The sequence below is a fragment of the Arthrobacter castelli DSM 16402 genome, assembly GCF_000430705.1.
GTDB lineage: Bacteria > Actinomycetota > Actinomycetes > Actinomycetales > Micrococcaceae > Arthrobacter_C > Arthrobacter_C castelli.
Map to the genome: position 1 here is coordinate 66998 of NZ_AUMN01000021.1, position 15453 is coordinate 82450.

The window sequence follows — 15453 nt, forward strand, 5'->3', positions numbered from 1 at the left end:
TCTGGATGCACGCCGTCGATCGTCAGATCCACTCGTTCCGGCGCAGCGGCGGTTCGGTACCGCCGGACCGTTGCACCAGCACCTGATTGACGCCCAGCTTGCCGGCCTCGAAGTTCACTGCGCTGGCGGCCATGTAGAGACGCCACACCCGCGCCCTGCCCTCGCTGGTCAGCGCAACCGCTTCATCCCAGCGCTCTTCCACTCGCCTCACCCAGGCACGCAAGGTGAGCGCGTAGTGCCGGCGCAACGCCTCGACGTCGAGCACTTCGAAGCTGCCCGATTCAAGTTCGGCAACCATGTCGGACAGGTTGAGCAGCTCTCCATCGGGAAAGACATACCGGGCGATGAAGGTGTCCGGGTTGTGGCGGGCGGGGCCGGCGTTCCAGGCGATGGCGTGGTTGAGCAGCCGTCCGCCGGGACGAAGCATGCTGTGCAGGTGTGAGACGTAGCCGGCCATCTGGTCGCGGCCGACGTGCTCGGACATTCCGATCGAAGAGATGGCGTCGAAGGGGCCGTCGTCGACCGCGCGGTAGTCCTGGATCCGGATCTCTACACGTTCGGTCAGTCCGACGTCGGCGGCCCGCTTGCGTGCCAGCGCCGCCTGCTCGGCAGAGAGGGTGACACCGACGACGTCGGCGCCGTAGTTTTGTGCCGCATGCAGCGCGAAGCTGCCCCAGCCGCATCCGACGTCGAGCACGCGCATGCCCGGCCGCAGTCCAAGTTTGCGGCAAATCAGGTCGTTCTTTGCTTCCTGCGCGGCATCGAGACCGGCCTCTTCGTCATTCCAGACGGCACAGGAGTAGACCATCGACGGCCCCAGCACGAGCCGGTAGAAGTCGTTGCCGACATCGTAATGGTGCGAGATCGCCTCAGCGTCACGACGTCGGGAGTGCCGCCCGCCGGAACGACCAAGCCTGGCTTCCTCCGGCGGGGGAGCCGGCTCCGGGCCCAAGGCGCCACACCGGGCAGCCGTCTTCAGCAATGACCAACGATCACGCATCTTGAGCGAACCGCCCGGTCCCGTTTCGGCAAGCTTCCCGGCCGAGCTCAGAGCCGCGAAGGTGGCGAAAATGTCCTCTGGCACCTCAACCTCCCCGGCCACGTACGCGCGGCCCAGCCCGAGCTGCCCGGGTGACCAGAGAATTCGTCGCAGTGCCCGCCTGGAGCGGACCACAAGGAGCGGCGCATGATCGGGGCCTGCTTCCGATTTATCCCAGGCCCGGATCCGGATCGGCAGGACCCCAATGCCAAGCACAGTTGAGAGCGCTTCGGCCAAACGCGCGGCCGTGCCCTTAGTTTTGGTCATTGTCCAACCGCCTCTCTTATCCGTATCCGGGGATCGGCGCGGGGATGCTTCGCAGACCGCCGGCCGTCAAGGTCCCGGTGCTGAATGCCGGCTCAGGCTTCGCCACTCCATTGTATTCAGCAAGGCTGCCTGCGGTACTGACGCACGCTGAAGCCGCAAGACCCCTAGACACGATCCGAACCGTTATGAAATCGTAAACATTGTAGGTACAACACGAAGTCGCCGAACGATCACTTCGACCGGATCAGCGGCAACGAGAAAGTGAGGTACACATGGGACTCGGTGACATGGCCAATAAGGCCAAGGAATTCATGGGTAAACAAGAGAACAAGGACAAGGTCAACGAACAGGTCGATAACCTTCAGGAGCAGCACGGCGACAAGCTGGGCAAGCACGGTGAAAAGGTCAATGAGTTCGTTGACAATCAGCAGGAGCAGCGCCTCGGCGCCGGCGGTGAAGGCGAAGGCCAAGGCGGCGGCGAAGGCGGCGGACCTGAGGGCCAAGGCGGCGGTGACGGCCAGGGTGGCGGTGACGGCCAGGGTGGCGGTGACCAAGGCGGCGGTGACGGCCAGCGCCAAGGCTGACAGCACTCCTCGATAGATCATTCCGCAAGGCGGCTCCCTGATGGGGGTCGCCTTGCGCCGTTCCGGCAGGGTTCGTTCAGGCAAGTCAGGTATTCGTGGAGTCCGCGCACGAGCAGGTTTCGGCGCGCCTCTCTCCCCTAATGGTTGAAGCTGCAATGAAATCAGTGCTACGGTCTTGGTTGTAATTTCAACTTAGGAAAAGGCGTGGGCCCGCGGATTCGGCCGCCCGCAGTTGATGCCTCCCCAAGATCTTCCGGAACGGAAACTTCATGAAGAGCACTGCACTGAGCACCACTCCTGCGCGTTGTCGTCGGCTTCCTCTTCGCAGCCCACGGCTGGCAGAAATACAACGAGTGGACTATCGCCGGCACTCAGGCCGCCTTCGGCAAGATGGGCATCCCGTTCGCTGATGTCGTCGCCCCGACGATTGCCACCCTGGAACTTGGTGGTGGCATCGCGTTAATCCTCGGACTCTTCGCTCGTCCCGTTGCAGCGTTATTGACCCTGAATATGCTCGGCGCACTGCTGCTGGTCCACCTCTCCGCGGGTGTTTTTGTTGCCAATGGCGGTTACGAGTTGGTGCTGCTCCTCGGGGCCGCGGCGCTGGCTATTGCATTCGCCGGGCCCGGTCGCGCCTCGGTTGACCGCGCCTTGTTTGGCAGCCGCAGGTCGAAGGTCAGCGCGCTCGCCTGACCCCCTCCCGGCCCTGGCTCCTCAAGCACACAGCCATCCGCAAGTGAACATCCGGCGTTCTGTCGAAAAACTACTAGACACACTCGGAAACGTTATGGAATGGTAATGATTGTCAGTGCAACACCGACACCACTGAGTGGGAAAGCCGGCTCAGCGGCCAACCGGAAAGTGAGGTTTGATTATGGGATTCGAGGATCTTACAAACAAGGCCCAGGAATACGCGGGCAATGAAGAGAACCACGACCAGATCAACAGTGCCGTAGACGGCGCCCAGGAGCACCTTGGTGGCGCCCTCGGCGAGCATGGCGACAAGGTCAACGAGTTTGTCGACGGCCAGCAGGAAGAGCACTTCGGTGGCGGCGGCGGCGAAGGCCAAGGCGGCGGCGAAGGCGAGAACCAGGGCCAGTAGCACTGTCTGATCTTTAGGCTGGAGGCGGTTTCCTGCGGGAGGCCGCCTCCGGTTTTTGCCGTTGTATTGTTGACAATCCTACAATTCCCGGGAGAATGGCGGCATGGCTACTCTCAGTCCCGCACTCAAGCAAGCAACTCCCGTCGTCGTCGACCATGCCCTGGGCAGTTGGATCCACGGAACCGATGGGAAGGAATACCTGGACTTCACCACCGGCATCGGAGTCACCAGCACCGGACACTGCCATCCGAAGGTGGTGGAGGCGGCCCGCGAACAGACGGGCAAGGTCATCCACGCCCAGAACACCACGGTGATGCATCCGCCGCTGCTGCAGCTGACCGAGAAGCTGGGTGAGGTGCTACCCGCAGGTCTGGATTCGGTGTTCTACGCCAATTCCGGTTCTGAAGCAGTCGAAGCCGCAGTCCGTCTGGCCCGGATGGCCACCGAACGTCCCAACATCGTGGTGTTCCAGGGCGGGTTCCACGGCAGGACCGTCGCGGCCGCATCATTGACCACTGCCGGAACCAAATTCTCCGCCGGGTTCTCTCCCCTGATGGCCGGAGTGCACATGTCCGCCTTCCCCTACGCCTACCGCTACGGGTGGGACGAGGATTATGCGGTCGAGTTCGCCCTGCAGGAGCTCGATTTCCTGCTGAAGACCCGGACGGCGCCCAACGACACTGCGGCGTTCCTGATCGAACCGGCCCTGGGCGACGGTGGATACCTGCCCACGCCTCCGGCGTTTATGGAGGGACTGCGCGAACGGGCGGACCGCCACGGCATCGAGCTGATTTTCGATGAGGTTCAGGCAGGCGTCGGACGTACCGGCAAGTTCTGGGGCCACCAGCACTCGACGGCGACCCCGGACATCCTGATCACAGCCAAGGGGATCGCTTCGGGGTTCCCCATCTCGGCCATCGCGGCCTCCACGGAGACGATGTCGAAGGTCTGGCCCGGCTCGCAAGGCGGCACCTACGGGGGCAACGCGGTGTCGGCCGCCGCCGGGGTGGCCACGCTGGAAGTCGTGGAAGAAGAATCCCTGGTGGAGAACTCCCGCATCCGTGGAGAAGAACTGCAGGCGGGGCTGAAGGATATCCAGACCCGCTTCAAGCAGATCGGCGACGTTCGTGGCTGGGGCTTGATGCAGGGTATCGAGTTCACCGCCGACGACGGCTCGGCCGATGCGGGGACGGCGGGGGCCGTGCAGCAAGCCACCACGGGACAGGGACTGCTCACACTCACCTGCGGTCCGCAGGGGAATGTGGTCCGGTTGATCCCGGCGCTGGTGGTTACCCCCGAAGAGATTACCGCCGGCCTGCAGCGGTTCGAGGCCGCCGTTGCGGCGGTGACCGGTGCAGTGCCGGCGGAATCAGGCCCCCGCTAGACGCACTTCGACGGCTGGTTGCGCTGTCGCGGTTACTGGACGGCGGAATCCTTTTCCAGCACGAAGTCGCCACCTGGGTAGATGATGGTCTCGTGTCCGTCGTCGTACTTGACGGCGAAGGGCGGATGCCCGCTATCGCCCCGGACTTCGGTGATCCGCCCATGCTTGTCCGCAGAGTCAACTGTGGTTCCCCGGATAATGATGCGGTCTCCCGGCTGTGCCTCCATTGCAAACACCTCCTGATGACCACCATAGGCGGCCGGATGAGAAAGAGGAATAGCACTATGGCCTCAGGCGGTTAGACTCGCACCATGGCACGCTTCCTGATACTTCTCGTTCTGGCAGCACTGGGATTCATCGTCATCCTGGCTGCATCATTCGGTGCGGCGGGCTGGTGGACGCTTGCCGGCGTCGTACTGGTCATTGTGGTGATCGGGGTCATCGACGTGCTCCAGAAGCAGCACTCGGTGCTCCGCAATTACCCGGTGCTCGGGCACATGCGCTATCTGCTGGAGGCCATCCGACCCGAGATTCAGCAGTACTTTATCGAGAAGAACGTCGAAGGGAAGCCGTTCAACCGGGACTCTCGTTCACTGATCTACGCCCGTTCCAAAGGCGAGAACAGCCATAAGGCGTTCGGCACCGAGCGTGAAGTGAATCAGATGGGCTACGAGTACCTGATCCACTCGGCGACGCCGGTGGCCCCACCCCGGGAACTGCCGCGGGTCAGGATCGGTGGTCCGCAGTGTTCGCAGCCGTATGACATGTCGCTGATGAACATTTCCTCGATGAGTTTCGGGTCGCTGTCCAAGAATGCGGTGCTTGCCATGAACAAGGGAGCCGCGCTGGGCGGGTTCGTGCACGAAACCGGCGAGGGCGGCCTGACGAAGTACCACCTCGAATACGGGGCGGACCTGATCTGGGAGATCGGCTCGGGCTACTTCGGAACACGCGACGCTGATGGCCATTTCGATCCGGATACTTTCACCGAGAAGGCGAACTACCCTGAGGTCAAGGGCATCAGCATCAAGCTCTCCCAAGGTGCCAAGCCGGGCCTGGGCGGGGTGCTTCCCGCCGGAAAGGTGACTCCCGAAATCTCGGAGGCGCGCGGCGTTCCGATGGGCCACGACTGCGTCTCCCCTGCCAGCCACAGTGCGTTCAGGACCCCGCGGGAACTGCTACGGTTCGTCCAGCAGATGCGGGATCTGTCCAATGGCAAACCGGTGGGTTTCAAGTTGTGTATTGGCTCCCGGGTTGACGTGCTGGCGATGTGCAAGGCAATGCTTGAAGAAGAGATTCTTCCCGATTTCATTGTGGTCGACGGCTCCGAGGGCGGCACGGGCGCCGCTCCGCTGGAGTACCAGGACAACGTAGGCACCCCGCTGACCGAGGGGCTGATGCTGATGCACAACGCACTGGTTGGTGTCGGCCTGCGCAAGCACATCAGGCTGGGCGCGGCCGGGAAGGTCGCTTCGGGCTCGGATATCGTCAAGCGTTTGATCCAGGGTGCGGACTTCACGCTCAGTGCCCGCGCGATGATGATGGCCACCGGATGCATCCAGGCGCAGAAGTGCCACACCAACGAATGCCCGGTCGGCGTGGCCACCCAGGACCCCCGGCTGGTCAGGGGGCTCGACGTCGAGGACAAGGGCGACCGTGTCTTCAACTATCAGAAGCTCACCGTCGATGAAGCCGTACAGATCATGGCGTCGATGAACTGCCCGTCTCCGGACGATCTGAATCCGCGGATGCTGCGCCGGCGCATCGATCATTTGAAGACCCAGTCCTATGCCAAGATATTCAACTGGTTGCAGCCCAGCGAACTGCTGATCGAAGCCCCACGGAACTGGGCCGAGGACTGGGACCTGGCAAGTGCCGACTACTTTGGCGATATGCCACCGTTGGCTTCACACACAGACCAGAAGGCCGGCGTCGTTCAAGGCAGTGAGACGTATGACGAGGAACGGATCCCGGGTGACATCCACCAACCGGCCGGACAGGTGGGACGGCCGGAAGGCGAGCCGGGCCACTGAGCCGTGGTGGCCCGCAATATTCACAGCGTCAGCCGCCGGGCGCATCTGCCGGGAACCGCTCCCGCAGCCGCCGGTGGGTCCCGGCAGCTGATCCGGCCCCGTCGGCGGCCTCCCGTGCCAGGGACAGCGCCGCTGCGGTGCCCGCGCTCGGGCCGTGTGCGGGATCCAACGCCTGGACGTCCGCGGCCAGGAGCAACTCGATGGCCAGGATATCCTCCAGCAGTTCCAAGGCCGCTGCGGTCTTCGCCGCCGCCAACGGCGCGCCGGTGGCGTGGTCTTCAACTCCCAGGTCCAGCACGGAGGAGTCAAGTGTGGCCGGTGCAGCCAGCAGCCGTAATTCGGTGAAGGCGGCCGACGCCGCGTAGCGCAGCTGCATCCCGGGGGAATCGCCCAGGCCCGGCACCCGCGTCGCCTGCTCATCGCCGGACCCCGGTTGCATGGCGGCTGACCACAAGTGGTTGAGCCTGCGGTCGCTCAGTTGGCCCGCGTGCGCGAGCGCCACCCGCAGTGAGTCGAGGGCCAGCGCTGGCATGATCGGGTGGAAGTTCCCGTTGCTGATCAGCCGGCCCGAATCGACATCCACCAGCGGGTTGTCGCACATCGCGTTCAGCTCGGCCTCGAGAGTGCTGATCGTCGCATCAATGTGGTCGCGCAGTGCCCCGTGCACTTGCGGAACCACCCGGAACGATATCGGGTCCTGCACCGACCGCGGCCCGTCCGGCTGATGCAGGAAGCTGCCGTCGAGCAGGTCCCGCAGGTGTTCGGCGCAGGCGCGCTGGCCGGGATATGGCTTGGCCGATCCCACCGGCGCCTGCACAATCGACGGATTCGCCCGCGCGGCCTCCATCGAGGCGGCCATGGCCACGTCGGCCGCCTCGACAACCCGCGCAATTCGTCCGATCAGCAGGGCGGCATGGCCGAGGGAGATGCCGTTGGCGGCCACCAGCGCGAGTCCGTCCCGGCCCTGCAACTGCAGCGCTCCCAGCGACGCCCGCCGCAGGGCCTCGGCACCGGGCAGCGTTTCGCCGTCATACTCGGCCCATCCCTCGCCGATGGCCACTTGGGCGATACAGGCCATGGGCGCCAGGTCGCCTGCTCCGACAGAGCCGGTTCCGGGCACCACGGGGTGGACACCGGCGTTGAGCAACCCCACCAGCGCGTCGACGGCGTCGGGGCTCGCCCCGGATCCGCCGCGGGCCATCCCGTTGATCCGGACCACCAGCGCCGCCCGGACGACCTCCGTCGGCAGCGGCGGGCCATACGCACCGCCGTGGGTCATGACAAGCGCCTCCTGGCGCCGCTGCCGTTCGTGCGGCGGGACGGCGGTATCCTTGCCGTGCCCGACGTCGGTATTGAGCCCGTAGACGGGCTCCCCCGCGTCCAACGCATCCTTGACCACCGCGTGGCTGCGGTCGATGCGGCCCCTGGCCTCCGGAGCCAGGGACACGGCGGCACCGGCGACGGCGGCACGCAGTTCGTCAAGCGTCATGGGTTTGTCGGAAATGATCACAGCATCCATACCACCAGTCTCGTCCCCGCGATGCGCCGGATAAAATCGCTTCCTGGCTGTTTCTTCCATATTCTTGACCTTGCCCCAAGGGCGAACCGGACAGTGATGCATATGGCATCGACGCCATACGAAACCACCGGGAGGAACAGCGATGGAATTGCTCAGCAGCGGCGCTTTCCAGGCCCGCACCCGACTCAGTGCCAAGGCGCTGCGGCTGTATGCGGTCAAGGGATTGCTGGTGCCGGCACACGTCGACCCGTACAACCGGTACCGCTACTACAGCGAGGAACAGGTCGAGGATGCGCGGCTGATCAACATGCTGCGCGGCATCGACATGCCGCTGCACCTGATCGCCGGCGTGCTGGACTGCTCCGGCACCGAACGCGTGGACGCGATCCGCGCGTATTGGGACGGTGTCGAGGAGGAGTGGTCCTCGCGGCGGCACCTGGCCGCCTACGTGGTTTCGACCATCTCGACGCAGAGGAAGATCACCATGTCTGTACAAACCACGACCCTGGAGCCCAGGACCTACCTGACGGAACGGAAGCGGGTGAGCCCGGAGCAGATTCCCGGGTTCATCCAGGCCTCCTGTGAACGGCTGATGCCGCTGGTCGAGCATTATGGCGGCTGGGCGGGGCCGCTGACCACGATTTACCACAGCGAGGTCAACGACGATAACGACGGCGAGATCGAGAACGGCATTCCCGTTGCGGCCGCTGTTGAGCCGTCGGAGGTCTCCGCCCCGACCCATGTGCTGATGGAGCCCGCCTGCGAGGTCGCCTACGCCCGGATCACCAAGGCGCAGGTGCAGTTCCCGCAGATCCTGCAAGCCTACGACGAGGTCTACCAGTGGCTCGACGAACAGGGCTTCACCCCTGCCGCACGGCCGCGGGAGATCTACTTCGGCGACTTCTCCGTTGCCGGGCCGAATGACGAGGTGTGCGATATCGCGGTGCCGTTTACCCGCTGAGTACATCCACCACCTGCCGCAGGGCCGCGCCGGCCGGCTGGTTCCAGGTCGCCCAGGTCCGAATGTCCAGCGTGCCCTGCGGCTGACATGATTACATCAAGGTATACAGGCACGCCGGAGGACCGAGGAGCACTGGTATGACAGATTCGACGGGACGTATCGCCATCACGGGCGCCGCCGGCTCGCTGGCGGGCGACCTGATCGGCGGGTTGCAGCGGGATGGGTACAGCATCGTCGGCATCGACCAGCGCACCCCGGCCGACGCCTGCGCCGCCGAATGGTTCGAATGTTCGATCACCGACCGGGACGCGCTGGCCATTGCGTTGGAGGGGTGCGACGCCGTCATCCATCTGGCCGGCATCCCGCTGGAGACGGAGTGGGGCGACCTGCTGCGGACCAATATCGACGGCACCCAGGCGGTGCTGGAGATGGCGCGGCAGGCAGGAATCCGGCGGGTGGTGCTGGCCAGCTCCATCCACTCGGCCGGATATGTAGAGGTGCCCGACGACGGCAAGGTGGACGACGACGTCGTCGTCCGGCCCGACACGTTCTACGGGGTGAGCAAGGCAGCAGTTGAAGCCTTGGGCAGCCTGTACCACTATCGGCATGGGATGGACATTTTCTGCCTGAGGATCGCCGGCCGTTTTCAACGGCCGCACGACGAGAGAATGCTCAGCGCGTGGCTCTCCCCCGCCGACGCACTCCGGCTGTTTACGGCGTGTTTGACCACCTCAAATGGCGGTTTCCATACTATCTGGGGCGTTTCGGCCAACACCCGCAACTACCTGTCCGGCGACGGCGGGGAGGCCATCGGTTTCTTTCCCCGGGACAACGCCGAAGATTACGCCGACGCCGTATTGGACCCGGACCAGGAGGGTGGACCGACGCTGGCCTCGCAGTGGGACCGGCAATACCTGGGCGGCGACTTTTGCTCGCCGAATCCCCCGCGCCTGAAGAGTCGATCTGCTTAGTGGATCCCGAACACCTTGACCATCATCGGTGTATCGAGCAGCGTGTGCGGCGCGATGGCGTGGTACGCCCACACATGCACCCAGGCATTGCCGCTGCGGATGGTGATGAAGGTCTTCAGCATGCCCGGACCGGTGTAGAACAGCAGCAGGTACATCACCGACAGCAGCGCATCCGTCGGTGATGCGAAGTTGGTCCAGCCGTCGAAGAAATGCAGCAGCGCATAGGTCACTCCGCCCAGGACCACCGCGGCCGGGACGGAGCCGGTCAGCTTGAGGAACCGCGGAACCAGAATGCAGTAGATGAACACCATGGCCGGCAACGCGGTGCCCGCCACGGACAGCACGAACGTCAGCGGACCGCCAATCATCGCCTGGCGCCCGGTGAGTCCAAGGATGGAGGCATTCCCGGCCAGCAGCAGTTGGACCGCGGATTCGACCGCGAGCACCACGAGAATCAGCACGACGTCCGCGCGCCGGTTGGCCGAGCGCAGGTTCAGTTGCTCCATGCTGTAGCGGGATCGGAACACCAGGAACGGCACCACCGCGTAGGCCAGCAGATTGTACGCCGCCCAGCAGAGCACCTCGGCCGGCACCACCTGCTGGCCGGTCCGGATCACCATACCGTCCAGGTGGAAGCTGAAGGCATGCCACCCGAAGGCCCGGCCCAGCAGGAAACCTCCGAACATCGCGAGCGCACCGTAGACCAACACCGCCAGCGTCTCGCGCCCGGCGGTGCGCACATCCGGGGCGCGGGCTGCGACATCCGGTGCCGCGCGGCGCCGTGTCAGCCAGTGCACCAAGGCCATCAGCGCGAAGACTTCGAGGAACATGGCATCGGCCCTGAGGATCGTCTCCAGCGTGGGAGGACGCGCCAACGACGAGGCGCGGAACGGCAGATGACCACCGGCGAAGGCGATGAGCAGCACATTGACCAGCAGCCACGCCGCGAGCGCGACCAGCACGCTGCGGCGGCGCAGCAAACGCGGGAGACGACGATGGCGGGAACCCGGCTTGGTCGTCCGGTTTCCGGTCTGGGAGATACGTGTTTGTGGTGTCATGAACGTTAACCATACGAGCGTATAGTACAGTTGTATAGATCTATTCGTTGTTTTTCGGAAGGACCGGTTCACTATGGCCACGCCTGTGCGGCAGCGGTTGCTGGACACCCTGATCACCATCACCGCAGAACGCGGCATCGACGAGCTGAGCATCCGGGAAGTCGCCGCCGGGGCCGGCGTCTCCATCGGCACCGTGCAGTACTACTGCCGCACCAAGGACCAGATGCTGCTGATGGCCTTTGAACACGTTGCCGATCGGATTCAACAACGTGCCATCAGCGTGGACAGTGACGGGCCCGTGGGCGCGACGATGTTGCGCGGATTGCTCGAATGCCTCCCCATGGACGAGTTGCGGCGCACCGAGTCGCGCGTTTACTTGGCGTTCGCGGCACGCTCGGTGATCTCGTCCGAACTCGCGGAAGTGCAGCGCGGGATGGTGCACCGATTACGCCACACCTGCACGGCCTCATTCCGGCTGGCCGCCGACCGTGGTGAGGACCGCGGCCCGTATGAGCCGGAGGAGGCCGGACTGGCCACAGCGGCACTGGTGGACGGCCTGCTGATGCACATGCTGACGGATCCGGACGCCGTCGGACCTGATCAGGCCCGTCACACCCTGGCCCGCCATCTGTCCGGGCTGCTCGAGTTTGATGCTGGATAATGCTGAACCGCTTCTCCTCCACAGCTCGGGCTTGCGCCACACCATGTCCACATAGCACTTGATTGCCATAGCACCCGCCTGATCACGCCGGCACACTGAATCCAACGGACAAAACCCAGGAGGCAGCGTGTGCGAGGTATGCAATGGAAAGTCCATAGGTCAGGTGCTGAAAGAGGTCAAGCTGGGCGTAGCCAGATGGGGGTGGTACGTGATGATGGTGGATGGAGATCTGACATCGCCTGCATTCGGCTACACCATAGGCCTGACCGAAAAACGGCACCCGGAGTTCCTCGTGACCGGCAGGGACACCAGGGAAACGTACGACATGCTGTCCGAGCTCACGGCTTTGGTGCTGTGCCATGAACACGAGCTGAAGCCCGGGACCATCTTGGAACCGCCGGGCAGGAGAATCTATTTGGCCACAATAAATTATCCACAGAATATCCTGCTGATGGCGTCCCGAATCTACTCCTGGCGGGTCCGTGCCCTGCAGGCGATTTGGGCGGACGACGACGACCGGTTCCCCTGGGAGCAGAGCCCGCCCGACGACTTGACCCAGCCGCTGTATGGGGCCCCTCCCCCGGACTTGCCTGGGCGCCGCCTGCTGGGGTGAATCGTGGTCCGCAGCCGTCGGCCGCCCGTGCCGCCGGACTGAGGCATGCCTGTTGGACGCCGCCGTGGACAGGCATGATGGTTGCATGCCTTCCGAAAACACCGCGTTGACCAAGACCACAACCCACGACGCATTGGCGTCGCAGGATGCGAAGAAACTGGCGACGGCCCTGCGTGAGTCGCAGGACACCACTGTGTTCGTGAACGGTACGTCGGTACGGTTGCCTGCCCAGGCGACGTCGGCGGTGCTGGACCTGCTCCGCCGGCTGGCCCAGGGCGAGTCCGTGACCATCAGCACCAGCGAAAAGTGGCTCAACACGTCGCAGGCGGCGCAGCTGGCCGGGGTCTCCAACACATATATGCGGAACCTCACCGATGACGGGACCATTCCCGTCCGGTACCGCGGCAGCCACCGGCGGATCCGGCCGCAGGATGTCCAGCAGTGGCTGGCCGAGCGCTCAGCGTCCCAAGGCGGCACAGAACCTGAAGGCAGTTCGGAGAATTACGACCTGACAGACCAATGACCGCCCGTCCAAGGCAGATAATGTGGGGACAGAACGGCAGAGAGGAACGCAATGTCCAACCCACACCAAGGCCCCCCGTATCCGCAACGGCCCCCTGGACCTCCGCACCAGCAGGTCTATTTCCAGCAGCCCCCGCCCAGGGGCGCGAGTATCACTTCAATGGTGTTGGGACTGGCGTCCATACTTCTCGGATTTACGTTCCTGATTCCGATTGTCGGCTTCATCTTCGGCGTGGTCGGCATCCGGAAGGAACCGGCCGGCCGGGGCATGGCCATTGCCGGTCTGGTGCTGAATGGGATCTTCCTGCTCGGCTGGCTGCTGCTGTTCATCTTCGTATTCGGCCTCTTCGGGGCTATCGCCACGAGCGGGACGATGGGCTAAGCGGAGGGAACGGCGCTCCACCCTGTGGCCCACGGCCTGAGTGGCGCCGCAGTGCGTTTCGCACCCGGCCATACTGCGTTTCACATCCGTTCACCACGGGCCCCTATGGTGACAGCATGGAGTGGACGTACACGGTTTGGGACGACCCGAAGATCATCTATGTTGCCATCCCGAAGGTTGCCAATTCTGCCGTGAAAAGCGCCCTCCTTCAGTCGTACGTGAAGGACCGTCACTGGGCAGACCCGCATCGAAAGCAGATCAAGTATAAGGAGGCATCCCCCGAGCAGATCCAACGGGACTACCGGGACTACGTGACGTTCACTGTGGTGCGGAACCCGTTCGACCGCTTCGTTTCGTTCTGGTCCGACAAGATCGTCGGTGCGGGGTGGTACAAGCGGCTGGAGAACGACGGATTCTCCCTCGGCTCGAGCTTTGAGGACACCGCGCTGGCCGGAGCCGACACCACTGACGAGCGGACCGACGCGCACATCCGCTCCCAGCACCTCCGATTGCACGGCTCGGATGGCACGCTGATTCCTGACCTCGTCATGAGGCATGAGCACTTGGCGCAGGACTGGGAGATGCTTCGCGCAATCGTCTCCCACCGCACGAAAAAACCCTTGAAACCGCTTGAGCAACGGCGTTCAACGTCGCACCTGCCGTGGCACGAGTACTACACCGAGGCATCAGAGCGTGCGGTCGCCGGGCGGTACCGGCGCGATTTCGAAACGCTCGGTTACCCCATGACGGCCGACGACCGGGCCGACCGAGCCGACCGAGGCGCTCCGCCGGCGATGAGGGAGGCGGTCGACCCATACAAGCTCCTGGCGGTAATTAACAACGACACGTTGGTCATCGACGCGGCAGGCCATGACCCCGTACGGGAAGCCCTCGCTCATGAGAAGGCTGCCGGGTACGTGCCGGTCGGGCGGGGGCCGGATTCGCTCTGGCGCACGGATGACGCCGTCCGCCTGGCACGGAAAATAGCGCCGTACCAGCCTGTCGCGCTCGTTGCGGACGGACGGACCGCCACCGCCGCATCCTCCATCGAAGGTGTCGACGTGCTGTTGTCCAGCTAGCAGGCATCCTGCGGGCAGCGGGCTGAAGTGGTCAGGACTCCGGCAGGCACCCACAGGACCGGCGGACCACAAGGTCGGTGGGGAAGACCATATTTTCCGTCGAGGCTGTCTCCCGGTCCAGCAGCGCGGAGACGGCGGCTTCGGCCATCTGCTCAGTTGGCTGGTGCATGGCGGTCAGGGCCGGCCAGGTGAAGGCCGACTGGAAAGATGCGTCGAAGGACACCAGCGCAATGTCCTGCGGCACCTGAAGCCCTGCCTCATGGAGGGCGCGCAGCACGCCCACCGCCTGGGCATCGGAACTGACGAACACCGCCGTCGGACGGTCCCTGGCCGCAGCTATCCGCTGCCCGGCCCGGTACCCGCCTTCCATGCTGAAGGTGGAGGTGAAAATCTGCCCTTCACGCAGTCCTGCCTTGGTGAGGGCCGATGCCCAGCCTTCTTCGCGTTCATCCGGGATCCGGGATGCGCTGATGCCCTTCACCAGGCCGATGTTCTCGTATCCGTGCCAGATCAGGTGCTCCACGGCTGCGCGTGCACCCTCTGCCAGGTCGACTCCCACGGAAGGGAGGTGTTCAGAGGGCTGGTAGCGGTTCAACAGCACGGCTGGAATTCCTGATGCAATGACATCGTCCAGGTACGGCTCGTCTTCGACCGAGGTCAGCAGCAGGCCGTCCACCTGCCGTGAGAGCAGATTCCGCACATGCTTTCGTTCTTTGGAGGTTGCCCCGTCCGAGCTGGTCAGCAGCAGCGCGTAGCCACGCTCATTGGCTGCTTGTTCGATGGCCTCCGACAGTTCGGCGAAGAACGGGTTGGTGTTGCCCGGAATGACCAATCCCAGCATTTCAGTCGACCCGAGCTTCAGCGCGCGGGCAGCCGCATTCGGCCGGTAGCCGAGCACCTGGATGGCGTCGAGGACTTTGGCTTCCGTGCCGGGCGCAACCTTCTTGGGCCCGGCATTGATGACGTAGCTGACGACGGCGGTGCTCACGCCTGCGTATCTGGCAACGTCCTTGCGCGTCACCCGCGCCGGTTGCCCTGTATTCACCGTCATCTATACATACTCACTCACGTCACCGGGGACGGACGCACGCCGGCGCCCGCCCCCATAGTCTACCGATGGCTGTTTGCCGCCGTCGGGCCCTATTGCTGCTGTACAGGGGCGTCGCCGAAGTCGGGGATGGGGAGGCGTTCGCCGTCGCGGTTGGCCGATTGGTGGGCGATGATGCCCGGCAGGGTGAACCGGGCGGCGACCCAGGCGTTGACCGGAGGCAACGTTGC

The 15453-nt window shown here is 64.3% G+C and carries 17 protein-coding genes and 1 pseudogene; 11 read left to right on the forward strand and 7 right to left on the reverse strand.

The features are described 5' to 3' along the window. Positions 1-22: 22 nt before the first annotated feature. Both H535_RS0118095 and H535_RS29420 read right to left on the reverse strand, forming a co-directional pair. Entirely contained in the window at positions 23-1306 is a 1284-nt protein-coding gene (locus tag H535_RS0118095; RefSeq protein WP_026820654.1) for a class I SAM-dependent methyltransferase, read from the reverse strand. A 230-nt stretch (positions 1307-1536) separates the two neighbouring features. Continuing rightward, on the reverse strand, positions 1537-1911 hold the full coding sequence (locus H535_RS29420; RefSeq protein WP_035770114.1) for a hypothetical protein: 375 nt from the start codon (positions 1909-1911) through the stop codon (positions 1537-1539). Positions 1912-2187: 276 nt separating this feature from the next. Between H535_RS29420 and H535_RS26505 the strand changes: the two genes are divergently transcribed. The 3 genes from H535_RS26505 to H535_RS0118115 all read left to right on the forward strand — a co-directional run bounded on the left by H535_RS26505 (position 2188) and on the right by H535_RS0118115 (position 4376). Next, the gene (locus tag H535_RS26505; protein WP_051299509.1) at positions 2188-2583 is read left to right on the forward strand and encodes a DoxX family protein; all 396 of its coding nucleotides are present in this window, start codon (positions 2188-2190) and stop codon (positions 2581-2583) included. Between the two features lie 181 nt (positions 2584-2764). After that, positions 2765-2992 carry a hypothetical protein gene (locus H535_RS29695; protein ID WP_081416795.1) on the forward strand — a complete coding sequence of 76 codons (228 nt, stop codon included), beginning with the start codon at positions 2765-2767 and terminating at the stop codon, positions 2990-2992. 103 nt (positions 2993-3095) lie between these two features. Next, complete coding sequence (locus tag H535_RS0118115; RefSeq protein WP_026820657.1) at positions 3096-4376, forward strand: aspartate aminotransferase family protein; 1281 nt, start codon at positions 3096-3098, stop codon at positions 4374-4376. Between the two features lie 32 nt (positions 4377-4408). On the opposite strand, the gene H535_RS0118120 is transcribed toward H535_RS0118115, so the two are convergent. Further along, positions 4409-4603 (reverse strand): DUF1918 domain-containing protein, encoded by a 195-nt coding sequence (locus H535_RS0118120; RefSeq protein ID WP_026820658.1) that lies wholly within the window; start codon positions 4601-4603, stop codon positions 4409-4411. A gap of 84 nt (positions 4604-4687) precedes the next feature. Between H535_RS0118120 and H535_RS26510 the strand changes: the two genes are divergently transcribed. Further along, positions 4688-6409 (forward strand): FMN-binding glutamate synthase family protein, encoded by a 1722-nt coding sequence (locus H535_RS26510; RefSeq protein WP_081416796.1) that lies wholly within the window; start codon positions 4688-4690, stop codon positions 6407-6409. 28 nt (positions 6410-6437) lie between these two features. On the opposite strand, the gene H535_RS26515 is transcribed toward H535_RS26510, so the two are convergent. Then, entirely contained in the window at positions 6438-7928 is a 1491-nt protein-coding gene (locus H535_RS26515) for an aromatic amino acid ammonia-lyase (RefSeq protein ID WP_051299510.1), read from the reverse strand. A 142-nt stretch (positions 7929-8070) separates the two neighbouring features. On the opposite strand from H535_RS26515, the gene H535_RS0118135 reads away from it, so the two are divergent. Together H535_RS0118135 and H535_RS0118140 are read left to right on the forward strand one after the other, a co-directional pair. Continuing rightward, the gene (locus tag H535_RS0118135; RefSeq protein WP_026820659.1) at positions 8071-8889 is read left to right on the forward strand and encodes a MerR family transcriptional regulator; all 819 of its coding nucleotides are present in this window, start codon (positions 8071-8073) and stop codon (positions 8887-8889) included. 137 nt (positions 8890-9026) lie between these two features. Beyond that, positions 9027-9860 carry an NAD-dependent epimerase/dehydratase family protein gene (locus tag H535_RS0118140; protein ID WP_026820660.1) on the forward strand — a complete coding sequence of 278 codons (834 nt, stop codon included), beginning with the start codon at positions 9027-9029 and terminating at the stop codon, positions 9858-9860. Here the strand turns inward: H535_RS0118140 and H535_RS0118145 are convergent. Beyond that, positions 9857-10918 carry a hypothetical protein gene (locus H535_RS0118145; protein ID WP_026820661.1) on the reverse strand — a complete coding sequence of 354 codons (1062 nt, stop codon included), beginning with the start codon at positions 10916-10918 and terminating at the stop codon, positions 9857-9859. The two genes, H535_RS0118140 and H535_RS0118145, sit on opposite strands and share 4 nt — an antisense overlap. A gap of 73 nt (positions 10919-10991) precedes the next feature. Here H535_RS0118145 and H535_RS0118150 point away from each other — a divergent pair, with 73 nt between their 5' ends. From H535_RS0118150 to H535_RS0118170, 5 genes are all read left to right on the forward strand, one after another. Then, complete coding sequence (locus tag H535_RS0118150) at positions 10992-11579, forward strand: TetR/AcrR family transcriptional regulator (protein ID WP_026820662.1); 588 nt, start codon at positions 10992-10994, stop codon at positions 11577-11579. A gap of 127 nt (positions 11580-11706) precedes the next feature. Further along, complete coding sequence (locus H535_RS0118155) at positions 11707-12192, forward strand: DUF4262 domain-containing protein (protein WP_155838771.1); 486 nt, start codon at positions 11707-11709, stop codon at positions 12190-12192. Positions 12193-12277: 85 nt separating this feature from the next. Continuing rightward, positions 12278-12715, forward strand: a complete 438-nt coding sequence (locus H535_RS26520) for a helix-turn-helix domain-containing protein (protein WP_051299511.1) — start codon at positions 12278-12280, stop codon at positions 12713-12715. Positions 12716-12874: 159 nt separating this feature from the next. Continuing rightward, positions 12875-13096, forward strand: a complete 222-nt coding sequence (locus H535_RS26525) for a hypothetical protein (protein ID WP_051299512.1) — start codon at positions 12875-12877, stop codon at positions 13094-13096. A gap of 116 nt (positions 13097-13212) precedes the next feature. Continuing rightward, positions 13213-14175, forward strand: a complete 963-nt coding sequence (locus tag H535_RS0118170) for a sulfotransferase family protein (RefSeq protein ID WP_026820664.1) — start codon at positions 13213-13215, stop codon at positions 14173-14175. A 31-nt stretch (positions 14176-14206) separates the two neighbouring features. Here the strand turns inward: H535_RS0118170 and H535_RS0118175 are convergent, their stop codons facing one another. Both H535_RS0118175 and H535_RS30115 read right to left on the reverse strand, forming a co-directional pair. Next, positions 14207-15226, reverse strand: coding sequence for a LacI family DNA-binding transcriptional regulator (locus H535_RS0118175; RefSeq protein ID WP_026820665.1), 1020 nt, complete (start codon positions 15224-15226; stop codon positions 14207-14209). Positions 15227-15315: 89 nt separating this feature from the next. Further along, positions 15316-15453 (reverse strand): annotated as a pseudogene (locus H535_RS30115) (gfo/Idh/MocA family oxidoreductase); the annotation flags it as partial.